25 protein-coding genes are annotated in these 23,116 nt (G+C 68.5%); 17 read left to right on the top strand and 8 right to left on the bottom strand.

The features are described from left to right. Positions 1-74: 74 nt before the first annotated feature. From ACTIFJ_RS02805 to ACTIFJ_RS02795, 3 genes are all read right to left on the bottom strand, one after another. Positions 75-1,010 carry a GDP-L-fucose synthase family protein gene (locus ACTIFJ_RS02805; protein ID WP_439532564.1) on the bottom strand — a complete coding sequence of 312 codons (936 nt, stop codon included), beginning with the start codon at positions 1,008-1,010 and terminating at the stop codon, positions 75-77. Further along, complete coding sequence (gene gmd, locus ACTIFJ_RS02800) at positions 1,010-2,089, bottom strand: GDP-mannose 4,6-dehydratase (protein ID WP_439532563.1); 1,080 nt, start codon at positions 2,087-2,089, stop codon at positions 1,010-1,012. The genes ACTIFJ_RS02805 and gmd overlap by 1 nt, the downstream gene beginning before the upstream one ends. 86 nt (positions 2,090-2,175) lie before the next feature. Next, positions 2,176-3,417, bottom strand: coding sequence for an MFS transporter (locus ACTIFJ_RS02795; protein WP_439532562.1), 1,242 nt, complete (start codon positions 3,415-3,417; stop codon positions 2,176-2,178). A 93-nt stretch (positions 3,418-3,510) separates the two neighbouring features. Between ACTIFJ_RS02795 and ACTIFJ_RS02790 the strand changes: the two genes are divergently transcribed. Continuing rightward, positions 3,511-3,861 (top strand): DUF4870 family protein, encoded by a 351-nt coding sequence (locus tag ACTIFJ_RS02790; RefSeq protein WP_439532561.1) that lies wholly within the window; start codon positions 3,511-3,513, stop codon positions 3,859-3,861. A 50-nt stretch (positions 3,862-3,911) separates the two neighbouring features. Then, complete coding sequence (locus ACTIFJ_RS02785) at positions 3,912-4,451, top strand: J domain-containing protein (protein WP_439532560.1); 540 nt, start codon at positions 3,912-3,914, stop codon at positions 4,449-4,451. A 164-nt stretch (positions 4,452-4,615) separates the two neighbouring features. Here the strand turns inward: ACTIFJ_RS02785 and ACTIFJ_RS02780 are convergent, their stop codons facing one another. Further along, positions 4,616-5,113, bottom strand: coding sequence for an NUDIX hydrolase (locus ACTIFJ_RS02780; RefSeq protein WP_439532559.1), 498 nt, complete (start codon positions 5,111-5,113; stop codon positions 4,616-4,618). Between the two features lie 66 nt (positions 5,114-5,179). Here ACTIFJ_RS02780 and ACTIFJ_RS02775 point away from each other — a divergent pair, with 66 nt between their 5' ends. From ACTIFJ_RS02775 to ssb, 4 genes are all read left to right on the top strand, one after another. After that, positions 5,180-6,043, top strand: coding sequence for a polysaccharide deacetylase family protein (locus ACTIFJ_RS02775; RefSeq protein WP_439532558.1), 864 nt, complete (start codon positions 5,180-5,182; stop codon positions 6,041-6,043). Then, entirely contained in the window at positions 6,040-6,498 is a 459-nt protein-coding gene (locus ACTIFJ_RS02770; RefSeq protein WP_439532557.1) for a nucleoside deaminase, read from the top strand. Before ACTIFJ_RS02775 ends, ACTIFJ_RS02770 begins: the two co-directional genes overlap by 4 nt. A gap of 329 nt (positions 6,499-6,827) precedes the next feature. Further along, positions 6,828-8,192, top strand: coding sequence for a DNA recombination protein RmuC (locus ACTIFJ_RS02765; RefSeq protein ID WP_439532556.1), 1,365 nt, complete (start codon positions 6,828-6,830; stop codon positions 8,190-8,192). A gap of 66 nt (positions 8,193-8,258) precedes the next feature. Next, on the top strand, positions 8,259-8,756 hold the full coding sequence (ssb, locus tag ACTIFJ_RS02760) for a single-stranded DNA-binding protein (RefSeq protein ID WP_439532555.1): 498 nt from the start codon (positions 8,259-8,261) through the stop codon (positions 8,754-8,756). Between the two features lie 10 nt (positions 8,757-8,766). On the opposite strand, the gene ACTIFJ_RS02755 is transcribed toward ssb, so the two are convergent. Next, the gene (locus tag ACTIFJ_RS02755; protein WP_439532554.1) at positions 8,767-9,432 is read right to left on the bottom strand and encodes a DUF2490 domain-containing protein; all 666 of its coding nucleotides are present in this window, start codon (positions 9,430-9,432) and stop codon (positions 8,767-8,769) included. Between the two features lie 166 nt (positions 9,433-9,598). On the opposite strand from ACTIFJ_RS02755, the gene ACTIFJ_RS02750 reads away from it, so the two are divergent. Beyond that, positions 9,599-10,003: a host attachment family protein gene (locus ACTIFJ_RS02750; protein WP_439532553.1), complete on the top strand. Its 405-nt coding sequence runs from the start codon at positions 9,599-9,601 to the stop codon at positions 10,001-10,003. A 24-nt stretch (positions 10,004-10,027) separates the two neighbouring features. Here ACTIFJ_RS02750 and ACTIFJ_RS02745 read toward each other — a convergent pair whose 3' ends face one another. After that, positions 10,028-10,978, bottom strand: a complete 951-nt coding sequence (locus ACTIFJ_RS02745) for a glutathione S-transferase family protein (protein ID WP_439532552.1) — start codon at positions 10,976-10,978, stop codon at positions 10,028-10,030. Positions 10,979-11,032: 54 nt separating this feature from the next. Then, positions 11,033-13,231 carry a ribonuclease R family protein gene (locus tag ACTIFJ_RS02740; protein ID WP_439532551.1) on the bottom strand — a complete coding sequence of 733 codons (2,199 nt, stop codon included), beginning with the start codon at positions 13,229-13,231 and terminating at the stop codon, positions 11,033-11,035. A gap of 101 nt (positions 13,232-13,332) precedes the next feature. Here ACTIFJ_RS02740 and ACTIFJ_RS02735 point away from each other — a divergent pair, with 101 nt between their 5' ends. Genes ACTIFJ_RS02735 through ACTIFJ_RS02720 form a run of 4 tightly spaced genes read left to right on the top strand, consistent with a single transcriptional unit; the run spans position 13,333 to position 18,039 of the window. Then, positions 13,333-15,177 (top strand): ABCB family ABC transporter ATP-binding protein/permease, encoded by a 1,845-nt coding sequence (locus tag ACTIFJ_RS02735; RefSeq protein WP_439532550.1) that lies wholly within the window; start codon positions 13,333-13,335, stop codon positions 15,175-15,177. Between the two features lie 22 nt (positions 15,178-15,199). Then, on the top strand, positions 15,200-16,624 hold the full coding sequence (locus tag ACTIFJ_RS02730; protein ID WP_439532549.1) for a M48 family metalloprotease: 1,425 nt from the start codon (positions 15,200-15,202) through the stop codon (positions 16,622-16,624). Then, on the top strand, positions 16,624-17,052 hold the full coding sequence (gene mutT, locus ACTIFJ_RS02725; RefSeq protein ID WP_439532548.1) for an 8-oxo-dGTP diphosphatase MutT: 429 nt from the start codon (positions 16,624-16,626) through the stop codon (positions 17,050-17,052). The genes ACTIFJ_RS02730 and mutT overlap by 1 nt, the downstream gene beginning before the upstream one ends. Before the next feature lie 51 nt (positions 17,053-17,103). Continuing rightward, positions 17,104-18,039, top strand: a complete 936-nt coding sequence (locus ACTIFJ_RS02720) for a ribose-phosphate pyrophosphokinase (RefSeq protein ID WP_439532547.1) — start codon at positions 17,104-17,106, stop codon at positions 18,037-18,039. Between the two features lie 6 nt (positions 18,040-18,045). On the opposite strand, the gene ACTIFJ_RS02715 is transcribed toward ACTIFJ_RS02720, so the two are convergent. Beyond that, on the bottom strand, positions 18,046-18,264 hold the full coding sequence (locus tag ACTIFJ_RS02715; protein ID WP_439532546.1) for a hypothetical protein: 219 nt from the start codon (positions 18,262-18,264) through the stop codon (positions 18,046-18,048). Positions 18,265-18,396: 132 nt separating this feature from the next. Between ACTIFJ_RS02715 and ACTIFJ_RS02710 the strand changes: the two genes are divergently transcribed. From ACTIFJ_RS02710 to ACTIFJ_RS02685, 6 genes are all read left to right on the top strand, one after another. Next, a complete protein-coding gene (locus ACTIFJ_RS02710; protein ID WP_439532545.1) occupies positions 18,397-19,431 on the top strand; it encodes an alanine racemase in 1,035 nt (344 codons plus the stop codon). A 7-nt stretch (positions 19,432-19,438) separates the two neighbouring features. After that, positions 19,439-20,230, top strand: coding sequence for an MlaE family ABC transporter permease (locus tag ACTIFJ_RS02705; protein WP_439532544.1), 792 nt, complete (start codon positions 19,439-19,441; stop codon positions 20,228-20,230). Continuing rightward, positions 20,230-20,988 (top strand): ABC transporter ATP-binding protein, encoded by a 759-nt coding sequence (locus ACTIFJ_RS02700; protein ID WP_439532543.1) that lies wholly within the window; start codon positions 20,230-20,232, stop codon positions 20,986-20,988. Before ACTIFJ_RS02705 ends, ACTIFJ_RS02700 begins: the two co-directional genes overlap by 1 nt. Positions 20,989-20,998: 10 nt before the next feature. Further along, on the top strand, positions 20,999-21,541 hold the full coding sequence (locus tag ACTIFJ_RS02695) for a sigma-70 family RNA polymerase sigma factor (protein ID WP_439532542.1): 543 nt from the start codon (positions 20,999-21,001) through the stop codon (positions 21,539-21,541). Further along, a complete protein-coding gene (locus ACTIFJ_RS02690) occupies positions 21,541-22,344 on the top strand; it encodes an anti-sigma factor (protein ID WP_439532541.1) in 804 nt (267 codons plus the stop codon). Before ACTIFJ_RS02695 ends, ACTIFJ_RS02690 begins: the two co-directional genes overlap by 1 nt. Before the next feature lie 275 nt (positions 22,345-22,619). Next, positions 22,620-23,114: a fasciclin domain-containing protein gene (locus ACTIFJ_RS02685; protein ID WP_439532585.1), complete on the top strand. Its 495-nt coding sequence runs from the start codon at positions 22,620-22,622 to the stop codon at positions 23,112-23,114. Positions 23,115-23,116 lie beyond the last annotated feature (2 nt).

Raw genomic sequence — 23,116 nt, 5'->3', positions numbered from 1 at the left:
GGCCGAGATCGGTCATCGTGCGGGATAGGCCCATGAAGGGGTCTGGGGGCTGAGCCCCCAGCCGCCGGAGGCCTCTACTTCCTCTCGCTCGTCAGGAACGCCCGATAGGCATCCTGTAGCCCCTCGGCCAGGCCGATGCGCGGGGACCAGCCCATGGCGAGCAGGCGGCTCGAATCCATCAGCTTGCGCGGGGTGCCGTCCGGGCGGCTGGTGTCGAAGGTCAGGTCGCCGTGGAAGCCGACGGCGGCGCAGACCTGGGCCGCCACCTCGGCGATGGTGACTTCCTGGCCGGTGCCGACGTTGACGTGCGGAGCGTCGGAATAGGTTTCGAGCAGGAAGACGAGCGCGTCGGCGAGGTCATCGACGTGCATGAACTCGCGCAGCGGGGTGCCGGTGCCCCAGACGGTCATTGTTGTGTTGCCGGAATCGCGTGCGGCGACGGCCTTGCGGATCAGCGCCGGGATGACATGGCTCGATTCGAGGTCGTAATTGTCGCCGGGGCCATAGAGGTTGGTCGGCATGGCGCTGATGAAATCGAGGCCGTGCTGCTGGCGATAGGCCTGGGCGAGCATGATGCCGGCGATCTTGGCGATGGCGTACCATTGGTTGGTGGGTTCGAGCGGGCCGGTGAGCAGCGCATCCTCGGCCATCGGCTGGGGGGCGAGGCGCGGGTAGATGCATGACGAGCCGAGGAACAGCAGCTTGTCGACCGGCCGGGCAGCGCAGGCGCGCATGATGTTGGTCTGGATGAGGAGATTGTCCTCAAGGAAATCGACCGGGCGGGCGGCATTGGCAGCGATCCCGCCGACGCGGGCGGCGGCGATAATGGCGACGTCCGGGCGCTCGGTCGCCACCCAGGCCTCGACGTCCTGCTGGCGGGTCAGGTCGAGCATGCCGCGGCCGGCGGTCAGCACCTGATGGCCGTCGCGCTCAAGGCGGCGGACGAGGGCGGCGCCGACCATGCCGCGATGCCCGGCCACCCAGATCCGGCGGCCCGACAGCGCGAACATCAACCGGCTCCCTGCGACGCGGTGATCCCTGCGCGGCCGTTGGCGCGCGCGGTGGCGAGGTCGGCGGCGACCATCTCGCGGACCAGGTCCTCCATGGTGGAGGTGTGTTCCCAGCCGAGCTTCTGACGGGCCTTGGAGGGGTCGCCGAGCAACAGGTCCACCTCGGTGGGGCGGAAATAGCGCGGGTCGATCGCCACCAGCGTGGCGCCGGTGCGGGTGCAACGGCCGACCTCGTCGACGCCTTCCCCCTGCCAACTCAGGTCGCGGCCGGTCTCGGCAAAGGCCAGCTCGACGAAGCGGCGGACGCTGGTGGTGGTGCCGGTGGCCAGCACCCAGTCCTCGGCGCTGTCATGCTGGACGATCCGCCACATGCCCTCGACATAGTCGCGGGCGTGGCCCCAGTCCCGCTTGGCGTCGAGGTTGCCGAGGTAGAGCGTCGACTGGGTGCCGCATTCGATGGCGGCGACGGCGCGGGTGATCTTGCGGGTGACGAAGGTCTCGCCGCGCAGCGGGCTCTCATGGTTGAACAGGATGCCGTTGCTGGCGTGGATGCCATAGGCCTCGCGGTAGTTCACTGTGATCCAGTAGGCGTACATCTTGGCTGCCGCATAGGGGCTGCGCGGATAGAAAGGCGTGGTCTCGCGCTGCGGTGTCTCCTGCACCAGCCCGTAGAGCTCCGACGTGCTGGCCTGGTAGAAGCGCGTGATCTTCTCGCGGCCGAGGATGCGGATCGCCTCGAGCAGCCGCAGCGTGCCGATGCCATCGGCATTGGCGGTATATTCCGGGGTCTCGAAGCTGACCTGGACATGGCTCTGGGCGGCGAGATTGTAGATCTCGTCCGGCTGGGTCTCCTGGACGATGCGGATCAGGTTGGTGGCATCGGTCATATCGCCATGGTGGAGATGAAAGCGGGTCGGGCCTTCATGCGGATCAGTGTAGAGATGGTCGATGCGGGCGGTGTTGAAGCTGGACGCCCGGCGCTTGATGCCATGGACGGTATAGCCATTGGCCAGCAGCAATTCCGACAGATAGGCGCCGTCCTGGCCGGTGACGCCGGTGATCAACGCTGTTTTTGACATGACACTCCAACGGAAAAGCCTTCACAAGCCCCCGGTCCTAGCCGCTGGCCCGCAAAAGCAAAAGCCCGGAAGCAGGGGCGGGGCGCTCAGTCGAGCTTCCGCAGGAAGGGTAGCAGCAGCAATATCGTCAGCCCGGCGCCAGCCAGCACCGCCGGCACCGGGGCGCCGACATTGAGCGCCATGCCGATCGCCAGCACCCCGGCCACCTGGAAGGCGGAATTGACGATATTGTTCGCGGCGATCGCCCGCGAGGTCGATCCGGCGGGCCCCGCGGTCTGCAATATGCCGTAGAGCGGCACCGAGAAGATGCCGCCGGCGGTCGACAGCAGCAGCAGGTCGATCATCACACGCCAGCCCTCCGGCCGGGCCAGGAAGCCAATCACATCGCCGGCCGGCGCGGCGAAGAAGGCGCTCTCGGCGAAATAGAGATCGACGCCGGCCAGCGCCATCACCAGCCCGGCCGGGGCGGCGAGCCGCGCCGAGACCCGGCCCTTGAGGAGGCGCGAGGCCCCGGCCGAGCCGATGGCGATGCCGATGGAGAAAACCGCGAGAAACAGCGTCGCCAGCCCCTCGTTGCCGCCGAGATTGTTGCGGGCCAGCGCCACGAACTGGCTGGTATAGATCGCTCCCAGCGCCCAGAACCAGCTGATCGCCAGCGTGGCGATGGCCAGCGTGCGGCTGGAAAAAGCCCCGGCCAGCGCCGCGCGCGACCCGGTCCAGGGGTTCCAGACCAGCCGGCGGTTGGCCTCCACCGGCAGCGCCGGCGGGATGAACCGTGATGTCGCCCAGCCGAGCAGCGCGACGCCGATCGCCACCGGGCCGACCTGCGCCACCGGCAGCAGCCCGCCGGCGATCTGGCCGAGCAGAATCGCCACGAATGTCGCCCCCTCCACCAGCCCGGTGCCGAGCAGCAGTTCCTGCCGCGCCAGATGCTGGGGGAGGATGGCGTATTTCACCGGCCCGAAGATCGTCGAATGCACGCCCATCAGGAAGATCACCACCAGCGACAGCGCCTCGGACCCCGACCACAGCGCCAGCGCGCCGACCAGCATGAAGGCAATCTCCGCCAGCTTGACCGCGCGCGTGATGGCCGCCTTGTCGCATGCGTCCGACAGTTCGCCGGCCAGCCCGGACAGGAAGAAATAGGGCAGGATGAAGATGCCCACCGCCACCGTCGCCATCGTCGCGGCGCCGGCGGGATCGTCGGCGCGCAGGCGAAAGGCCACCGCGAAGATGAACGCGGTCTTGAACAGATTGTCGTTGAAGGCCCCGAGAAATTGCGTCGCGAACAACGGGCCGAAGCGGCGGGCAGTGAGCAGGGCGAGCACGGCGGGCAGCTTGGCGAAGCCCGCCCCCGCCGTCCATATGCGTGTTGCGCTGCATGCCGAACACCGGCACCATGGGACAAAAGGACACCCTCCATGACCGCGCCCGCCCAGACTGGCTTCCAGCTCAACCGCCCGACCATGGTGGCGCTGCTCTACCTCGGCGGCTTCATCACCGGCCTGACCGTGCTGATCGGGCTGGTGCTCGCCTATATGTGGAAGAACGAGCCGATGGAGCCCTGGGAGGACAGCCATTATCGCTGGCATATCCGCACCTTCTGGATCGGCCTCGTCTATTCGCTGATCTGCACGCTGCTGGTCTTCATCCTGATCGGCGCGCTGCTCTATATCGTCGTCGCCATCTGGTTCGCCGTGCGCACCATCAAGGCCCTGCTCGCCGCGCAGAAGCGCGAGCCGGTCCCCGGCGTCGAAAGCTGGCTGCTCTGATGATGCGGCAACGGGTGGCGCCGGCCGGCCGGCTGCCCTATCCCTGACCCATGTCTCGATCGAAGCGCACGGATGACTGGGGTTTCCCCCGGTGGCGGCCCTACGGCAGCGGCAGCAATGCCGCCGCCCGCGTGCGGCTGTGCGACCGCGAAGGCTGCTCGGCCCCCGGCGACCGTCCCGCCCCCAAGGCCCCCAACCGCCCCGAACGCTGGTATTTCTGCGAAAAACACGCCGCCGAATACAACGCCAACTGGGATTATTTCGCCGGCCTCTCCGACGCCGAGGCCGCCGCCCGCGCCGCCGACGAGAACGCCCAGCGCAGCTACAGTCGCAGCCAGCACTGGCAATGGGGCGGCCCCGGCGACGGCACCCGCAGCCGCGCCGAAATGGACGCCCTCGCCGTGCTCGGCCTCGAGTCGGACGCCGATATGGACGCGGTAAAGGCCGCCTGGCGCACCGCCGCCAAGACCAGCCACCCCGATGTCGCCGGCAACAGCCCCGAAGCCGCCGACCGCTTCCGCGCCGTGCAGGCGGCATTCGAAGTGCTCACCGTTGCCGACGCGGCGCGGGTGGCGGCGGCCGAGAAGTAAGGAGAGGAGCCTCCGGCGGCTGGGGCCGAAGGCCCCAGGCCCCCTGAAGGGGCCATCGCTATGCGACGACGGCCGGCATTGCGGGACCGGCCGATTTATGGGGTCTGGGGCCTGCGGCCCCAGCCGCCGGAGGCATCTTGCTAACGCCGGAGGCCCTTCGTTCTCTAAACCAGCCCCAGCGCCACCATCAGCCGGCAATCGATCACCAGCCCTTCTGCCCGGCGAGCGGCGAGGAAGGTCGGGAGATCGGCGATCGGCACCAGGTGCGGGGTGATGTCCTCGTCGTCGACGCCGCCGCCGGGTCCCTTGCGGGTCAGGCCGGTGGCGCGGAACAGGGTGAACATCTCGCTCGACATGCCGGGCGAGGTGGCGAAATCGCCGATCCGCTCCCAGTGCGCGGCCTGCCAGCCGGCTTCCTCTTCCAGCTCGCGGGCCGCGGCGGCGGCGGGGTCGTCGCCGTCCAGAGTGTCGCCGACGAGGCCGGCCGGCAGCTCGATGGTGCGCACGCCGAGCGCCCGGCGCGGCTGCTCGACGAGGACGATCTCGCGTGCGTCGGTCACCGCCAGGATCACCGCCGCGCCGATCCGCGCGGCGCGGGCGACATATTCCCATTGGCCGTCGACATGGACCTCGATGTATTTGCCCTGCCACTGGATGGTCATCAGCTTCTCCTTGCCAAGTCCGGTTGCGCCCGGCCTTAATGTAGCCGGATCGATCAGGGGAGCGGAATGCGACAGGAACGGATGGACTGGCCGGGCGGGGCGGTCTGCGCGCTGTCGCTGGTCGTCAATGTCGAGGAGGGCTCTGAGCTGAGTCCGCTGCGCGGCGACGCCGGCATGGAGCCGGTCGACGAGCTGCGGCTGTCGGTGAAGGGCGGCGCGCGCGGCCATGGCAATGAGAGCAACTATCTCTACGGCCTCAAGGCCGGGGCGCCGCGGGTCATCGACCTGCTCGACCGCCACGAGGTGCAGGCCAGTTGGGCCGCCGCTGCGCTGAGCCTCGAGGCGGCACCCGATCTCGCCGAGGCGATCGTCCAGCGCGGCGACGAGGTGCTCAGCCATGGCTGGCGCTGGGTGCCGCAATATCAGATGGACGAAGCCGAGGAGCGGGATTTCATCGCCCGCGCTACCGACAGCCTGGCCCGCAGCACCGGCGCCCGCCCGCAGGGCTGGCTGAGCCGCTACCTCCATACCGACAACACCCGACGGCTGCTGATCGAGGCCGGCTACCGCTATCACATGGACGATTATTCGGGCGACGTGCCGTTCCTGGATACCGAGACCGTGCCCGGCCGGCCGATCGTCGTGCTGCCCTATGCGCTCGATACCAACGACATGAAGATGTGGACCAGCCCGGCGCTGACCCCGCGCCAATGGCTCGATTATGCGCGGGACAGCTTCGACTGGCTCTATGCCGAGGGGCTCGCCGGCCACCCGCGTCTGCTCAACATCGGGCTGCACCTGCGCATCATCGGGCAACCCGGCCGTATCGGCGCGCTCGCCGCCTTCCTCGATCATGTCGGCCGGCATGACCGCGTCTGGATCACCACCCGCGCCGCCATCGCCGAGCACGCCCGCACCCAGCTGGCATGACCGGCTTTCCCGCCTCCCCGGCCATGGCCGCCGCGCTCGCCGAAGCCCGCGCCGCCGCCGCGCGCGGCGAGGTGCCGATCGGCGCCGCCATCACCGCCCCCGACGGCCGCATCATCGCCCGCGCCGGCAACCGCACCCGCGAGCGCCACGACCCCAGCGCCCACGCCGAAATGCTCGCCATCCGAGACGCCTGCGCCGCGCTCGGCAGCGAACGCCTGCCCGGCCACACCCTCACCGTCACCCTCGAACCCTGCGCCATGTGCGCCGCCACCACCGCCGCCGCCCGCATCGCCCGGCTCGTCTATGGCGCCGCCGACCCGAAAAGCGGCGGCGTCGCGCACGGGGCACGGATATTCTCCCACCCGCAGAGCCACCACGCGCCCGAGATCGTTACCGGCATCGCCGAGGCCGAATGCGCGGCACTGCTGACGGGCTTTTTTCGGGAGCGGCGGTAGCCTCCGGCGGCTGGGGCCTCGGGCCCCGGACCCCAAGCGGGGCGTCGTTGCGCAGGCAATGACGGCCGTTGTTGAGGTGCGAACCTCATTTAGCCGAAGTGCGCCTCCGGCAGGAACGATGTGCCTCCGGCGGCTGGGGCCGCAGGTCGCAGACCCCGATAACGCGGTCTCCGCACGACGAAGGCAGAAGGGTCTTGTGCATCAACCCAATGATTGGGGTCTGGGGCCTGCGGCCCCAGCCGCCGGAGGCATCTTGTTCCGGCCGGAGGCCCCTTCCCTTACACAGCCATTGCCCTTATGTTCCCGTCTCGTTCTAGTGAAGGCGGAACATGGGCATTGAACTGATCGCGGCCATGGGCGCGGCGCTGGTTGCCGGGCTGGGGCTCGGCTGGTTGTTCTGGGCGCGGCCGCTGGGCGAGGCGCGGTCGAAGGTGCATGAGGAGCAGCGCGAGCGGGCGGCGAATGCCACTGAGGTCGTGATGCTGCGCAACCGCCTGGACGAGTTGTCGACGGTAGATGGGGAGCGGCAGCGGCTGGCGGGCGAGCTGGCGGGGTTGCGGGCGACGCTGGCAGCGCGCGAGGCGGCGTTTGCCGAGGAAGTGCGGCGGACGACCGAACGGTTCGAGGCGCTGGCCGCCAAGGCGCTGGATGGGGCGCAGAAGCAGTTCCTGGAGCGGGCGCAGGCGCGGTTCAGTGAGCAGGCGACGACGTCCGAGGCGAGCTTGAAGCAGCTGTTGCAGCCGGTGGCGGAGACGCTGCGGAAATATGAGACCCGGCTTGGCGAAGTCGAGGCGGTGCGGGCCGAGAGTTATGGCCAGCTGAAGCAGCAGCTGGAGCAGGTGGTGCTGGGCCAGGCGCAGGTCAGCGGCGCGGCCGCCAAGCTGGAAACGGCGCTGCGGTCTTCGGGCAAGGTGGCGGGGCGCTGGGGCGAGGAGCAGTGCCGCAACGTGCTGGAGGCGGCGGGCCTGGTGGAGGGCATCGACTTCGAGGCGCAGTTCTCGGTCGATGGCGAGGAGGGCAACCGCCAGCGGCCGGACTTCAAGCTGATGCTGCCGGGCGGCCGGGCGCTGGTGATCGACGTCAAATGCTCGATCGACAGCTATGTCTCGGCGGCTGAGGCCGATGATGCCGAGGTGCGGGCGACCTATCTGAAGGCGCATGCCCGGGCGGTGCGCACCCATGCCGACGGGCTGGCGCGGAAGGATTATGCCAAGGCAATCGGCAATGCGGTGGAGTTCGTGGTGCTGTTCGTGCCGGGCGAGAACTTCCTCGGCGCCGCGCTGGAGCAGGACCGGGCGTTGATGAACGATTTCTTCAAGCGCCAGATCGTGCTGGCCGGGCCGGTGAATCTGGTGGCGGTGGCGCGGACGGTGGCCGCGCTGCGTGACCAGGCGCGGCTGGCCAAGGAGGCGGCCGAGATCGCCAAGCTGGGGCGCGATCTGTATGATTCGATCCGGATCATGGCGACCAATTTCGCCGCCGTGCAGAAGTCGCTCGAATCGACGGTCGGGCATTGGAACAAGCTGGTCAGCCAGGCCGAGAACCGGGTGGTCAGCCGGGCGCGGCGGTTCCGCGATCTCGGCGCGGCGACGGGGCTGGACGATATCGTCGAGCTGCCGCCGGTGGCGACGCTGCCGGCGACCGCGTCGATCCCCGAGCTGCGGGCGCTGCCGGCGTCCGATGCCGCTGAATAATCCGCTGCACCCTGATTGCCCGGTGACGGGCCCATGGCTAGGGTGCGCGCCAAAGGGAGAGAATGAATGGCAGGCGTGAACAAGGTGATCCTGATCGGCAACCTCGGCAAGGATCCCGAGAGCAAGAGCTTCGCCAACGGCGGCTCGGTGGTGCGCTTTCCGCTCGCCACTTCGGAGACCTGGCGGGACCGCCAGACCGGCGAGCGCAAGGAAAAGACCGAATGGCACAATGTCGCCATCTTCAACGAGAATCTCGGAAAGATCGCCAGCCAGTATCTGCGCAAGGGCTCGAAGGTCTATGTCGAGGGCAGCCTCGAAACCCGCAAATGGCAGGATCAGCAGGGCCAGGACCGCTACACCACCGAGGTGGTGCTCAAGGCCTTCCGCGGCGAGCTGACCCTGCTCGATGGCCGTGACGGCGGCAGTGGCGGCGGCGCAGGTGGCGGCGGCGGCGATGATTATGGCGCGCCGATGGGCCGCAGCGGCGGCGGCGGCGGGGCGAGCAGCAACAACGCCCGCCCCTCGGCCTTCGATGACGATTTGAACGACGACGTGCCGTTCTGAGCGACTGGCCTTATCCCAGCCGGAAGAACAGGTTGAGGTTCAGCACATGGTTGGTGGCGTCCGGCCCGGCGCGCACCAACCGCTGGTTCAGATAGCCGGCCTCCAGCGTCAGCCGGTCAGACAGCGGAATGCCGACGCCGGCAAAGTTGCGGATCTGTTCCAGTCCGGCGCGTTGCCCCCAAGGTGTCGATTCGAGCCCGATAAAGGCCTCGCTGACCCCGATCAGCGACCAGCCGGCGTCGCCGACCCACACCTGGCCGCGCAGGAACTGGCGGAGCCGCATGGCGTCGTCGTCTTGCCCTTCGACGAACCGCTGTTCGAGCCGGGTGCGGGAGACCAGCACCGCCTTGCCCGGTGTCCCGGCCAGCCGCGTCTGCAGCTGCTGCCAGGTCCGGTGCTCGCGGATGTCCGGCAGCCCCTCGGGGTTGCTCTCGATATAGGCATAGCCGGCCAGCAGCGTGGTGCCGGGATCGACCTGATAGCCGAGTGCCGGCCGCAGGATCGTCTGCCCCAGCCGCCCGGCGCCGCCGGTGAAGCGCGGCTGCACCTCGAGCCAGGTGATGAGCCGGCCGCTGACCGGCCCCTGGGCGATGCCGGCCACCCAGACCTGCTCATCGGCCGATGCCGGTGTCACGGCGGGCGCCGCAATCAGCAGCATCAACAGAAATCTGAACACGGTAATCCCCGGAAACAGCATGGTCGTCCCCGGTCTAGGGATCTCAGCCGCCAAATTGAAGCCGATTATGCCCTCCGCCGGAACCTGTTCCTCATCGGCGGGTTACCGGTTCACCCGCCCGAGGACATCGCGCACCGCGATTGCCCCAATCTGGAATGGATCTCTTATGCAACTCGCTCATGGCGCCGTCGTCGCCGTCGTTGATGGTGAAATCCTCAACCTCTATCGCAACACCGGCACCGAAGCCGACCTCAAGCTGGCCGCATTGCCTGCCGTTGACCCGAGCGGCGACAACAAGAGCGCCGGCAGCCGCCACCAGAGCAGCTCGGCCAATCCGGACGCCAGCCGGCTCGAGGAAGACAGTTTCGCCGCCGCCGCCGCTGCGATGCTCAACAAGCAGGCGCTGGAGAACAAGTTTGACCAGCTTGTCGTCATCGCTGCCCCCAAGACGCTCGGCGAGCTGCGCAAGCACTGGCACAAGGCGCTCGAAGCAAAGCTCGCCGGCGAACTGTCCAAGGACCTGACCGGCCATTCGGTCGCCGACATTGAAGCAGCCCTCGGCAAGAACTGACCGATCCTGTCGGCCGGCGGCTGCTCAGAAGCAGACCGCCGGCCCGGCCGGCACGATCCCGCTCGGATTGATGTCGGGATGGCTGCGATAATAATGGTTCTTGATGTGGTAGAAGTCGATCGTCTCGGCCACGCCGGGCAACGCCGCCACCCGCTCGGCCAGGCCCCGCAGCCGCGGATAGTCGATCAGCCGCCGGATATTGCACTTGAAATGACCGTGGTAAACCGGGTCGAAGCGCACCAGCGTGGTGAACAGCCTGATGTCCGCTTCGGTCAGCTGCCCACCGACCAGCCAGTCAGCCTCCAGCCCCGCTTCCAGCGCGTCGAGCGTTTCGAACAGCGCCGCCACCGCCTCGTCATAGGCATGCTGCTTCGTTGCAAAGCCGGCCTTGTAGACGCCGTTGTTGACCCGATCATAGACGCGGGCGTTGATCGCATCGATCTCGCCGCGCAGCGCCTCGGGATAATAGTCGCCCGGCGTGGCGCCCAGCCCGTCGAAGGCACTGTTCAGCATCCGGATGATCTCGGACGACTCATTGTTGACGACCGTCCGCTCCTGCGTGTCCCATAGCACCGGCACCGTCACCTTGCCGGTCATCTTCGGGTCGGCGATGGAATAGACTTCGTGCAGATGGGTTTTGCCGTTGAGTGGATCGCCGCTGCCGCCGAATTCTTCCGAAAAGCTCCAGCCGTGCTTGCCCATCACCGGCCCGACCACGGTCACCGGCAGCAGGGCCTCCAGCCCCTTCAGCGCCCGCACCACCAGCGTCCGGTGCGCCCAGGGGCAGGCGAGGCTGACATAAAGGTGATAACGCCCGGCCTCGGCCTTGAAGCCGCGCTGCCCGTCCGGCGCGGGGCCGCCATCGGCGGTCAGCCAGTCACGGAACCCGCTATCTGCGCGCTGGAAGTTGCCGGACTCGTCGGTCGGCGCCACCGGCTTTTCATTGCTCCACACGCCGTCCTGCAACATTCCCACGTCGATCTCCTTTTTCGATACAAGGACAAGCCTGCCCCCGCCCGATGGTTCCTCCTATCGCCGCCCGCGCTTCACCCCGCGCGGCACGCGGGACTGCCCGGCCCGCCGCCCCAGCCGCACCCGGTCGCCGCGTGGCCGCTCGACGCCGGTGAAATCGCCCTCGCCGAACGGCAGCTCGAAGCGGAGAGATCCGGTAATCGGATTGGCCTCGACCAGCCGCAAATCGAGCCGCTGCCCGGCCACATAGCGGGTGCCGCTCTCGATCCCCTCCAGCACCCGGCTGTCCTCGTCATAGACGAAGCGCTCGGCGCCCAGCGTCGACACTGGCACCAGCCCGTCACCGCCCAGCCCGTCGACCTGGGCGAAGAAGCCGAACTTCTGCACGCCGGTGATCCGCGCCCGGATCACCTCGCCCACCCGCTCGGACAGATAGGCCGCCACATAGCGGTCGAGCGTGTCGCGCTCGGCCTCCATTGCCCGCCGCTCGGTCATCGAGACATGCTCGGCCGTCCGTCCCATCGCTGCCTTGCCGGCCTCGTCCAGCCCGCCCTCGCCCAGCTTCCACGCCTCGACCAGCGAGCGGTGTACGATCAGGTCGGCATAGCGCCGGATCGGCGAGGTGAAATGCGCATAGCTGCCCAGCGACAGCCCGAAATGGCCGACATTGTCGGGCGAATAATAGGCCTGGGTCTGCGTCCGCAGCACCTGTTCGGAAACCATCTGGGCATGGTCCTCGCCCTTCACCTTGAGCAGGATCCGGTTGAAGGTGGCCGGCTTGATCACCTGCCCCAGCGCCAGCGGCATGTCATAGGTCTCGAGAAACTCCTTCAGCGTCACCAGCTTCTCGCGGCTCGGCGGCTCATGGTCGCGGTAGAGACACGGCGCCTTCTTCGCCTCCAGTGCCTTGGCGGCGGCCACATTGGCGGCGATCATGAAGTCCTCGATCAACTGGTTGGCCGGGATCGGCTGGCGCAGCTCGATCCGGGCGATCCGCCCGGCCTCGTCGAGCAGCACACGCCGCTCGGGCAACTCCAGCGCCAGCGGCTCGCGCCGGTCCCGCGCCGCCTTCAGCGCGCCCCAGGCCCCCCACAGATCGGCGAGCACGGCATGGAATTCGCCCTTGCCACTGTCATGGCTGGCCTGCGCATCCTCGTACGAAATGTTGGTGATGCAGCGGATCAGCCCGCGCGCGAACCGCTGCGACAGGATCTTGCCATCGGGCGCGATCGACAGATGGCAGGCCAGCACCGCCCGGTCCTGCCCCTCGACCAGCGAGCAGACATCGGCAGACAGCCGCTCGGGCAGCATCGGCACCACCCGGTCGGGAAAATACACGCTGTTGCCGCGCGCGCGCGCGGAACGGTCGAGCGCGCCGCCGGGCCGCACGAACCAGCTGACATCGGCAATCGCCACGATCGCCCGCCAATGCCCGTCCTTGTCCGGGTCCGGCGCCGCCCAGATCGCATCGTCATGGTCGCGCGCATCGGCCGGGTCGATGGTCAGGAACGGCAGCGCCCGCAAGTCCTCGCGCCGCCCGAGGTCACGGTCCTCGGCAACCGCATCGGCCTCGGCCCGCGTCGGCTCGTCGAACACATGCGGAATCCCCTTGGCGTGGATCGCGATCAGCGAGAACGCCCGCGGCAGGAACGGATCGCCCAGCACCTCCACGATCCGCGCCTGCTGCAAGCTGCCCCGCCCATGCGGCTCGGCCAGCACCAGGTCGCCCGGCTCGGCGGTGCTGACCTCGGAGATGGCGAGGTCGTAGCGCGCCTTCTTGTCGACCGGCACCAGCCGGAAGCCGGTGCCGTCCTTGCGGACGATGCCGAGCACGAACTCGGCCGATTTCGCCAGCGCCTTCATCGGAAACGCCGCCTGGCCGCCGCCGCGCTCCTCGATCCGCGCCAATATCCGGTCGCCGATCCCCAGCGCCGAGCGCTTGCGACTCTCGATCACCCGCACCCGCGGCGGCGGCCCCGGATGCTCCCAGCGCTCCGGGCTGGCGAACAGCCCCTCGCCGTCGGCGTCGACGATCCGCAGCACCGTCACCTTGGGCAGCCCGCCCGCCTTGTGCAGACTCCGCCCCGGCCCGGTGTCGAGCAGCCCCTGGTCCTGCATGTCGCGCAGCAGCGCCTTCAGCGCGATCTTGTCGGCGCCGTGCAGCCCGAAGGCCTTGCCGATCTCGCGTTTGCCGACGCCCGTCGGCTGCGCCCTGATCCAGTCGAGGATCGCCTGTGGTGTGGGAAGATCGGCCATCCCCCGACTCTGGACCGGCCCCATCCATCCCGCAACCATCTCGTCATGCCGCAACCGGCCGCACTTGCCGCCGCCGCCGATCACCCCCATTGTCAGGGGCAATGCAATCGATGATGTCCTCGGCGCCGCCGGCCACCGGTACGGCGGATCTCGCCACGCTCAAGCGCTTCCTGCCCTATCTGTGGCCGGCGGGCCGCCCGGGCCTGCGCCTGCGCGTCGTCGTGGCGATGCTGCTGGTGCTCACGGCCAAGTCCACGCTGCTGGTCATGCCATTCGCCTTCAAGGGCATCGTCGACCGCATGGCCCCGGGCCTCGAGCCCGGCGTCGACATCGCGCTGGCGCTGGTCGTCGCCTATGCGCTGGCCCGGTTCGGCGGCGTCTTGTTCGACAATGTCCGCAACGCCGTCTTCGAGAAGGTCGGCCAGGAGGCCGCGCGCCGGCTGGCGCTCGATGTCTTCACCCATATCCACCAGCTCAGCTTGCGCTTCCATCTGGAGCGCCGCACCGGCGCGCTGACCCGGATCATCGAGCGCGGCACCAAGAGCATCGACACCATGCTCTATTTCCTGCTGTTCAACATCGTGCCGACCATCTTCGAGCTGACGGCGGTGTGCATCATCTTCTGGTTCAAGCTCGGCCCGGCGATGGTCGCCGCCGTGCTCGGCATGATGCTCGCCTATGTCGGCTTCACCCAGAAGGTCACCCAGTGGCGCACCAAGCTCCGCCGCGAGATGGTCGATTCGGACAATCGCGCCTCGTCCCGCGCCGTCGATTCGCTGCTCAACTATGAGACGGTGAAGTATTTCAACGCCGAGACCCATGAGCGCGACAATTACGGCCTCGCCATCCGCCGCTATGCGGTCGCCGCCACCCGCTCCGAACAGTCGCTGGCCTGGCTCAATGTCGGCCAGTCGCTGATCACCAATCTGATGCTCGCTGCCGCCATGGCCTTCACCGTCCAGGGCTGGGCCACCGGCCGCTTCACCCCCGGTGACGTCGTCCTCATCAACACCCTGCTGATCCAGCTGTTCCGCCCGCTGGACATGCTGGGCATGGTCTACCGCGAGATCAAGCAGGGGCTGATCGACATGGAGGCGATGTTCAGCCTGATCGACACGCCGCAGGAGGTCAGCGACGCCCCGAACGCCCCGGCGCTACAGGTCGCCGGCGGCGCCGTGCGCTTCGACAATGTCGAATTTGCCTATGAGCCCAGCCGCCAGATCCTCCACGGCATCAGCTTCGAGATCCCCGCCGGCCACACGCTCGCCGTCGTCGGTCATTCGGGTGCCGGCAAGTCGACGCTGTCGCGCATCCTCTACCGATTCTACGATATCAGCGCCGGCCGCGTCACCATCGACGGGCAGGATATCCGCGCCGTGAGCCAGTCCAGCCTGCGCGCCAACATCGGCATCGTCCCCCAGGATACGGTACTGTTCAACGACAGCATTGCCTACAACATCGCCTATGGCCGCCCCAGCGCCAGCCGCGAGGAGATCGAGGCCGCCGCCCGCGGCGCCTCCATCCATGATTTCATCCTTTCGCTGCCGCAGGGCTATGAGACGCAGGTCGGCGAGCGCGGCCTCAAGCTGTCGGGCGGCGAGAAGCAGCGCGTCGCCATCGCCCGCACCCTGCTCAAGGACCCGCCGATCCTGATCCTCGACGAGGCGACCAGCGCGCTCGATTCCGCCACCGAGGCCGAGATCCAGCTGGCCCTCAACGCCGTCGCCCGTAACCGCACCACACTGACCATCGCCCACCGCCTCAGCACCGTCACCAACGCCGATGAAATTCTGGTCATGGACAAGGGCCGCATCATCGAGCGCGGCCGCCACGAGGCACTGCTGGCGCGCGGCGGCCGCTATGCCGAAATCTGGTCGTTGCAGGCCGCCGAAGCCCCGGCGCGCGCGGTGGACGCCGACGCCGGCAGCGTTCTTGCCGCCGAATAGTCGCAACGGTAGAGATCGGCTCATGAAGAAACTCAGCCTCGCCCTGCTGCCGCTCGCGCTCCTCGCCTCGGCCTCCGCCGCCCAGGCGCCGGGCTTCTCCGAATCCGAGCGCCGCCAGGGCGCCGAGGCCCACCCCCAGCTGCTCCAGCAGTTCGGGGGCGCCTATCAGGGCCCGCAGGCCGCCTATGTCCGCCAGGTCGGCCAGAAGATCGCCGCCCAGTCAGGCATGGCCGCCTCGGGCCAAGCCTATACGGTGACGCTGCTCAATTCGAACACCAACAACGCCTTCGCCATCCCCGGCGGCTATGTCTATATTTCGCGCCAGCTGCTGGCGCTGATGAACGACGAGGCCGAGCTGGCCTTCGTCCTCGGCCATGAGGTCGCCCATGTCGCCGCCCAGCATTCGCAGAAGCGCCAGAACCGTTCGGCGCTGACGGGGCTCGGCGCTGCCATCCTTGGCGCCGTCACCGGCTCCAACATCATCGGCGGCCTCGCCAACACCGGCGCCCAGCTCTACACGCTCGGCTTCAGCCGCGATCAGGAGCGCCAGGCCGACAGCCTCGGCGTGCGGTATCTCACCCAGGCCGGCTATGACCCGATGGCGTCGGCCGACATCCTGTCCTCGCTCGGCGCCCAGACCAGCCTGGAAGCCCGGCTCGCCGGCACCAGCAGTGCCCCCCCGGGCTGGCTCTCCACTCATCCGGCCAATGACGAGCGCGTCACCCGTATTCGCCGCGAGGCGCAGAGTTTTGTCCCCCGCGCCGGCGCCCGCACCACCAACCGCGACGCCTTCCTCAATGCCATCGACGGCATGCCCTATGACGATGACGTCAATCAGGGCACCATCGAGGGCACCAGCTTCCGCCATTCCGGCCTGCGCCTCGCCTTCACCGCCCCGCAGGGCTTCGTCCTGCAGAACACGCCAACGGCGGTCACCGGCGCGCGCGGCAATCAGGGCCGCTTCCAGTTCTCGGGCGGCCAGCCGCAGCAAGGCGAATCGCTCGCCGGCTATTCGGCCCGCGTCTGGCAGGCCGCCGGCGCCCAGGCCGCGCCGCCGGTCCAGCAGGGCCGCATCAACGGCATCGATGTCGCCACCTCGCAGCTCCGCACCCGCACCGGCAATGCCCAGGTCGATGCCACGCTCGTCGTCTACCGCTGGTCGAACGACGCCTGGTACCATCTGCTGATGATTGCCCCCGCCGGCCGGGACCCGGGCTTCAACCAGCTCGCCAATTCGGTCCGCCGGCTGACCGCGCAGGAGGCCGGCGCCGTCAAGGGCCGCCGGGTCAGCGTCGTCCGCGTCGCCGCCGGGGACACCGTCCAGAGCCTCGCCAACCGCATGGCCTATGACGATGACCGGCTGTCCCGCTTCCTCATCCTCAACGGCCTCGAGAATAATGCCCGGCTCCAGCCCGGCCAGCGCGTCAAGCTGATCCTGCGCGGCTGATGCGCATCGTCGCCGTCGCTGCCGGCGCGCTGTTCGATGCCGCCGGCGCCGTCCTCGTCGCCGAGCGCCCGCCCGGCAAGCCGCTCGCCGGCCTCTGGGAGTTCCCCGGCGGCAAGATCGAGGCCACCGAAACCGCCGAAGCCGCGCTCCGCCGCGAGCTGGAGGAGGAACTCGGCATCCATATCGCCGACGTGCAGCCGCTCGCCGCTATCGACCACGCCTATCCGGATTTCCACCTCCACATGCAGCTGTTCGCCGTCCGCGCCTGGACCGGCATGCCGCATGGCCGCCAGGGCCAGCCACTGCGCTGGGTGGCTGTCGATCGGCTGGCGGCGCTGGCGATGCCGCCGGCCGACTATCCGCTGATTCCGGCGATCACGGATTTCGTTAACAGAAACTTTCCGGCAAGGCATGTTTCCAACGGGTGACAGGCCCGTTCCTGCCGGCTATGTGCCGCTCAACCAATCAGGGGCAGCCCAATGAAAATTCTCGCAGGCAATGGCAATCCGGAGCTGGCGCAGGCCATCGCCCGCTATCTGGACATGGAACTGACCCACGCCTCGGTCCGTCGCTTCGCCGATGAAGAGATTTTCGTCGAAATCCACGAGAATGTCCGCGGCGAGGACGTCTTCGTCGTCCAGCCCACCGCCGCCCCGGCCAATGACAACCTCATGGAACTGCTGATCTGCATCGATGCCCTCAAACGGTCATCGGCGCGCCGCATCACCGCCGTCGTCCCCTATTTCGGCTACGCCCGGCAGGACCGCAAGCCCGGCCCCCGCACCCCGATCTCGGCCAAGCTCGTCGCCAATCTGATCACCACCGCCGGCGCCGACCGCGTGTTGTCGGTCGATCTTCACGCCGGCCAGATCCAGGGCTTCTTCGATATCCCGGTCGACAATCTCTATGCCGCCCCGGTGATGGCGTCGGACATCAATTCGCGGCTGCCCAAGGACAATATCACCGTTGTTTCGCCCGATGTCGGCGGCGTCGTCCGCGCCCGCGCCCTGGCCAAGCGCCTCGGCAACGCGCCGCTGGCAATCGTCGACAAGCGCCGCGAGCGTGCCGGTGAATCGGAAGTCATGAACATCATCGGTGACGTCCGGGACCGCTATTGCGTCCTCGTCGACGACATCGTCGATTCAGGCGGCACGCTATGCAACGCCGCCGCCGCCCTCATCGAGGCCGGCGCCCGCGGCGCCACCGCCTATATCACGCACGGCGTGCTGTCCGGCGGCGCCGTCGCCCGTGTCGAGGGCTCGGCGCTGACCGAACTGGTCATCACCGATTCGATCGCCGCCGTGCCGGCGGTGCGCGCCGCCTCGCGCATCCGCCACATCACCATCGCGCCGCTGCTCGCCGAAGCGATGCGCCGCACCAGCGAGGAAAGCTCGGTCTCGTCGCTGTTCGACTAGGACCGATCAGCCGGTATTGCGGCTGACGACCCGGCCATCGGGCAGATAGACCTTGTCGGGCGTCACATATTCGCCCTTGGGGCTGCAGATGCCGCCGGGGTTCTGGGCGCGCATCTTGGCACAGAATTCGGTGTCCGGCCGCGGCTGCGGCTGCGCCATGGCCACGCCGGCTGCGATGCCGCCAACGGCGAACAGGGCAATCAGGGCTTTGGTCAGCGTCTTCATTATCGTCATCCCATCGGCAGCACAGGCTGCTTCAAAATTCTTTTACGCACCAACGGCTTTCCACGGCATGAACTCACCATAGCGTGGGGAGCATAGAGTGACAGGCGCCGGCATGGAAGCTAAGCGGTGGCCATGTCGCAACCGCGCCTGATCGTCGATACCGGCGCCGTCGTCGCCAACTGGCGCGCCCTGGCTACCGCCAGCGGCGCCGCCACCTGCGGTGCCGCCCTCAAGGCCGATGGCTATGGCCTCGGCGCCCGCCCGCTGCTCGCTGCCCTCGCCGACGCCGGCTGCCGCGATGTCTTCGTGGCTTCCTGGGCCGAGGCCGCCGCGCTCGGCCCGCTGCCCGCCAACGTCCGCGTCGCCGTCCTCCATGGCATCACGCCGCCCGAGATGGACCAGGCCGCCGCGCTCGGCCCCGCCTTCGCGCCGATCCTCAACACCCCGGCCCAGGCCGCGCTCTGGCGCCAGACCGGCTGCCCGGCCGACGCCATGGTCGACACCGGCATCAACCGCCTCGGCCTCGCCGCCGCCGATCTCGCCGCGCTGGACGGCATCCCCCTCCACACGCTGCACAGCCACCTCGCCTGCGCCGACGAACCCGCCCATCCGCAGAACGCTGCCCAGCGCGACCGCTTCCAGCAGGCCCTCGCCCATTTCCCTTCCGCCCGCGCCGCGCTCGCCAATTCCGCCGGCATCGGTCTCGGCCCGGCCTTTCACTTCGGCCTCACCCGCCCCGGCATCGGCCTTTACGGCGGCGGCCCCTCGGCCGCCGGCTTCCACCCGGTGCTGCACCTCGTCGCCCCCGTCCTCCAGCTGCGGGATGTCCCTGCCGGCGCCGCCATCGGCTACGGCGCCAGCTTCATCGCCCCGCGCCCGCTGCGCACCGCCACCGTCGCGCTGGGCTATGCCGATGGCTATCCGCGCGCGCTCGCCGGCCAGGATCATTCGTGGGGCCATGCGCTGATCGAGGGGCGCCGCCACCCCGTGCTCGGCCGCGTCTCGATGGATCTCCTCGTCATCGACGTCACCCATGCCCCCGCCGTCGCCGAAGGCGATCCTCTGGAGATCGCCTTCGACATCCCCGCCGCCGCCCGGGCCGCCGGCCGAACCGACTATGAAATGCTGACAGGGCTTGGCGCGCGCTACACGCGGTCCTATCGGTAGTCGGTCAATGCGCGTTCTTGCCCCCCTTGTTCACGCGCTGGTCGCGCTCGGCCAGCTCGTCATCGGCCTCCTCGCTGCCATCGGCCGGCTGGCGCGCTTCGCCGGCCAGGTCGTCACCCGTGTTGTCACCCCGCGCTGGTATCCATCGCAGCTGTTCCAGCAGATGCTGGTCATCGGCTGGTTCTCGCTCCCCGTCGTCGGCCTCACCGCGCTGTTCACCGGCTCGGCGCTGGCCCAGCAGATCTTCATCGGCGGCAGCCGCTTCAACGCCGCCAGCACCGTCCCCGCCGTCACCGTCATCGGCATCGTCCGCGAGCTCGGCCCGGTGCTCGGCGGCCTGATGGTCGCCGGCCGCGTCGCCAGCGCCATGGCAGCCGAGCTCGGCACCATGCGCGTCACCGAGCAGATCGATGCGCTGGCCACGCTGCGCACCGATCCGCTGCGCTATCTGGTCGCGCCGCGCCTGCTCGCCGCCGTCCTCGTCATGCCGCTGCTGGTGCTGGTCTCCAACGCGCTCGGCGTCATGGGCGGCTGGCTGCTCGCCACCACCCGCCTCGGCTTCAATTCCGCGAGCTATCTCAAGACCACCGCCCAGTATCTGGAGGCCGACGACATCATCTCCTCGATGGTCAAAGCCGCCGTTTTCGGCTTCTTCATCGCGCTGACCGGCTGCTACCATGGCTATCACAGCTCGGGCGGCGCCGCCGGCGTCGGCCGCGCCACCACCAACGCCGTGGTCTCGGCCTTCATCCTGATCCTGCTCTCCAACCTCATTATCACCGTGATCGTGTTCGGCTGATGGTCTCTCGCATCAGCCTCTCCGGTGTCACCAAGGCCTTCGGCGCCAAGCAGGTGCTGACCGGCATCGATCTCGACGTCGCGCGCGGCGAATCGACCGTCATCATCGGCGGCTCGGGCACCGGCAAGTCGGTGCTGCTCAAGTGCATCCTCGGCCTGCTCCGCCCCGATTCGGGCAGCATCCGCATCGACGACGAGGAAACCGTGGGCCTCAGGGGCAATGCGCTGGCCCGCCACCGCGCCCGCTTCGCCATGCTGTTCCAGGGTGGCGCCCTGTTTGATTCGCTGCCGATCTGGCGCAATGTCAGCTTCGCGCTGGAAGGTCCGGCGCGCGAACAGCGAGCGAAGGCGATCGACACGCTGGCCCGCGTCGGCCTCGGGTCCGAAGTCGCCGATCTCAAGCCCAACGAGCTGTCCGGCGGCATGCAGAAGCGCGTCGCGCTGGCCCGCGCCATCGCCATGCAGCCCGAGATCATCTTCTTCGACGAGCCGACCACCGGCCTCGATCCGATCATGGCCGATGTCATCAATCGCCTGATCCGCCAGCAGGTTACCGACCTCGGCCTGACCGCACTGACCATCACCCACGACATGGCCAGCGCCCGTCATATCGCCGACAATATCGCCATGCTTTACGAAGGCCGGATCATCTGGCACGGCCCGGTTTCGCAGATCGACCAGCCGGACAATGACTTTGTCGACCAGTTCGTCCATGGCCGCGCCGACGGTCCCATCCAGATGCGGCTGAGGCCGCTTTGAGCCGCCCCGCATGAGCGCCGCCGAGCTCGCCTCGCTGCTGTCCCGCGCCGCCGACGGCGACCAATCGGCGTTCCGTGACTTTTATGACCGCACATCGGCGAAGCTGTTTGCCGTAATCCTTCGTATAGTCATTGAGCGAGCGGAAGCCGAGGACGTGCTGCAGGAGGTTTATGTGACGATCTGGAGAAAGGCGGCGGAATTCGATTCCACCCGCGCCAGCGCCATTACCTGGACCGCCACCATCGCCCGCAACCGGGCGATCGACCGGATTCGCGCCCGCAAGATCCGCCCCACCGCGGCGCTCGATGCCGCCGCCGAGATCGCCGATGAGGCCCCCACCGCCGACGCGATGATCGAGACCGCCCAGGCCGCGACCACCGTCGAGGCGGCACTGGCCGGCCTCGATCCGCGCCACGCCGCTATCATCCGCAGCTGCTATTTCGAAGGCCTGACCTATGAGGCGCTGGCCGCGCGCGAAGGCGTGCCGGTCGGCACCCTCAAGAGCTGGGTCCGCCGCGGCATCCTGCGCATGCGCGATTCTCTGACCACGTGATGAGCGCCATGCCTCCTGACCAGCCCCGGCCACCGGCCGAGACCGCCGAGCTGTCGCCCGATCAGGCATTGGCGATGGACTATGCGCTCGGCGCCCTCAGCCGCGAGGACCGTCAGGCCTCCCAGCTGCGGCTGCGCTCGGACGAAAAATTCCGCGCCGAGGTCGAGCACTGGCAGTCCGTGCTCGGCGCGCTCGACGGGGAGACCGCGCCGGTGCTGCCGCCGGCCAGCGTCTGGCAGGGTGTGCTCGGCGAGATCACCCCGGCAGCGCCCCGTGGTCCGGTCGCCGCCCCCGCGCCGATTCGCCGCCCCGGCCTGTGGAACAGCCTGCCGCTGTGGCGCGGTCTCGGCCTCGGCGCCCCGGCACTGGCGGCGCTGGCGCTGGTCATCGCCAATCCGAATACGCCGCCGGTAATGATCCGCACCCCGGCCTCGACCCCGCCGGCCTCTGCCTCGCCGGCGACCCCGGCCCTGCTCGCCGCCAGCCTCGCCGATGCCGATGGCAAGCCGCTACTCGCCGCCACCTTCGATCCGCTGCGCGGCACCGTCGTCCTCACCCCCGCCACCACCCGCAGCGACGGCGACAGCGTGCCAGAGCTCTGGGTGATCGAAGGCGACGCCCCGCCGCGCTCGCTTGGCGTCATCAGCATCGATGCGCCAAACGCCCATGCCATATCGTCGCAGCGCATATCGGGGTTGCAACCGGGCGCCGTGCTGGCCATTTCCATTGAACCGACCGGCGGCAGCCCCACGGGCCTGCCAACAGGTCCCGTGATTGCCACCGGAAAGCTCAGCGCCGTCTGACCGACCGCAGACAGGCGCGAGCGCAATCGGTGTCGACAATCGTCGGCGTCGGCCTTGGGCAGCCAGCCAGTCTGTCGGCTGCCCAAGGCCGATAATGCAGGAAAAAAATCGTTCCGTCGCGCCGTTGCCACAGGTCATCAGCACCATCCTGCGACAAAAGACCCTGCGGCTCTTTGCTGATCTGACTGGCGCCAAAGCATCCGCAAGAACAGCGGCGTATCCCGATGGATGCCAGAACTGAAACAGCAGGAGTTTCCACGATGATTTCGAAGACCATGCTTCGCGCCGGCCTCGCGGCCCTCGCCATCACTGTCACCGTTCCGGCTTCGGCCACCATCGTCGATGGCGCGGTCGCCTCGGCCGATCACACCACGCTGGTCACCGCCGTCAAGGCCGCCGGCCTTGTCGACACCCTTTCCGGCCCCGGTCCGTTCACCGTGTTCGCTCCCACCAATGCCGCATTTGCCAAGCTGCCGGCCGGCACCGTCGAGACGCTGGTCAAGCCCGAGAACAAGGCAACGCTGACCTCCATCCTCACCTATCACGTCGTCCCCGGCCGGCTCGCCGCCGCCGATGTCCTCGCCGCCATCAAGGCTGGCGGCGGCAAGGCCGTGCTGACCACCGTTCAGGGCGGCAAGCTCACGGGTTCGATCGAGAACGGCAAGGTTATCCTCACCGACGCCAAGGGCGGCAAGGCCACGGTCGTCGCCACCGATCTGGCGCAGACCAACGGCATCATCCATGTCATCGATACGGTCGTGATGCCGTAAAG

This window comes from Polymorphobacter sp. (assembly GCF_051860865.1).
Taxonomy (GTDB): domain Bacteria; phylum Pseudomonadota; class Alphaproteobacteria; order Sphingomonadales; family Sphingomonadaceae; genus Sandarakinorhabdus.
Note: the sequence above shows the minus strand (reverse complement) of the source record. Positions and strands in the feature narration are given on the sequence as shown.

Bases quoted from the DNA above. Each gene is read 5' to 3' on its own strand.
- ACTIFJ_RS02805 (WP_439532564.1), bottom strand. From the start codon at position 1,010: ATGTTCGCGCTGTCGGGCCGCCGGATCTGGGTGGCCGGGCATCGCGGC.
- gmd (WP_439532563.1), bottom strand. From the start codon at position 2,089: ATGTCAAAAACAGCGTTGATCACCGGCGTCACCGGCCAGGACGGCGCC.
- ACTIFJ_RS02790 (WP_439532561.1), top strand. From the start codon at position 3,511: ATGACCGCGCCCGCCCAGACTGGCTTCCAGCTCAACCGCCCGACCATG.
- ACTIFJ_RS02785 (WP_439532560.1), top strand. From the start codon at position 3,912: ATGTCTCGATCGAAGCGCACGGATGACTGGGGTTTCCCCCGGTGGCGG.
- ACTIFJ_RS02780 (WP_439532559.1), bottom strand. From the start codon at position 5,113: ATGACCATCCAGTGGCAGGGCAAATACATCGAGGTCCATGTCGACGGC.
- ACTIFJ_RS02775 (WP_439532558.1), top strand. From the start codon at position 5,180: ATGCGACAGGAACGGATGGACTGGCCGGGCGGGGCGGTCTGCGCGCTG.
- ACTIFJ_RS02770 (WP_439532557.1), top strand. From the start codon at position 6,040: ATGACCGGCTTTCCCGCCTCCCCGGCCATGGCCGCCGCGCTCGCCGAA.
- ACTIFJ_RS02765 (WP_439532556.1), top strand. From the start codon at position 6,828: ATGGGCATTGAACTGATCGCGGCCATGGGCGCGGCGCTGGTTGCCGGG.
- ssb (WP_439532555.1), top strand. From the start codon at position 8,259: ATGGCAGGCGTGAACAAGGTGATCCTGATCGGCAACCTCGGCAAGGAT.
- ACTIFJ_RS02750 (WP_439532553.1), top strand. From the start codon at position 9,599: ATGCAACTCGCTCATGGCGCCGTCGTCGCCGTCGTTGATGGTGAAATC.
- ACTIFJ_RS02740 (WP_439532551.1), bottom strand. From the start codon at position 13,231: ATGGCCGATCTTCCCACACCACAGGCGATCCTCGACTGGATCAGGGCG.
- ACTIFJ_RS02735 (WP_439532550.1), top strand. From the start codon at position 13,333: ATGCAATCGATGATGTCCTCGGCGCCGCCGGCCACCGGTACGGCGGAT.
- ACTIFJ_RS02730 (WP_439532549.1), top strand. From the start codon at position 15,200: ATGAAGAAACTCAGCCTCGCCCTGCTGCCGCTCGCGCTCCTCGCCTCG.
- mutT (WP_439532548.1), top strand. From the start codon at position 16,624: ATGCGCATCGTCGCCGTCGCTGCCGGCGCGCTGTTCGATGCCGCCGGC.
- ACTIFJ_RS02720 (WP_439532547.1), top strand. From the start codon at position 17,104: ATGAAAATTCTCGCAGGCAATGGCAATCCGGAGCTGGCGCAGGCCATC.
- ACTIFJ_RS02715 (WP_439532546.1), bottom strand. From the start codon at position 18,264: ATGAAGACGCTGACCAAAGCCCTGATTGCCCTGTTCGCCGTTGGCGGC.
- ACTIFJ_RS02710 (WP_439532545.1), top strand. From the start codon at position 18,397: ATGTCGCAACCGCGCCTGATCGTCGATACCGGCGCCGTCGTCGCCAAC.
- ACTIFJ_RS02705 (WP_439532544.1), top strand. From the start codon at position 19,439: ATGCGCGTTCTTGCCCCCCTTGTTCACGCGCTGGTCGCGCTCGGCCAG.
- ACTIFJ_RS02700 (WP_439532543.1), top strand. From the start codon at position 20,230: ATGGTCTCTCGCATCAGCCTCTCCGGTGTCACCAAGGCCTTCGGCGCC.
- ACTIFJ_RS02695 (WP_439532542.1), top strand. From the start codon at position 20,999: ATGAGCGCCGCCGAGCTCGCCTCGCTGCTGTCCCGCGCCGCCGACGGC.
- ACTIFJ_RS02690 (WP_439532541.1), top strand. From the start codon at position 21,541: ATGAGCGCCATGCCTCCTGACCAGCCCCGGCCACCGGCCGAGACCGCC.
- ACTIFJ_RS02685 (WP_439532585.1), top strand. From the start codon at position 22,620: ATGCTTCGCGCCGGCCTCGCGGCCCTCGCCATCACTGTCACCGTTCCG.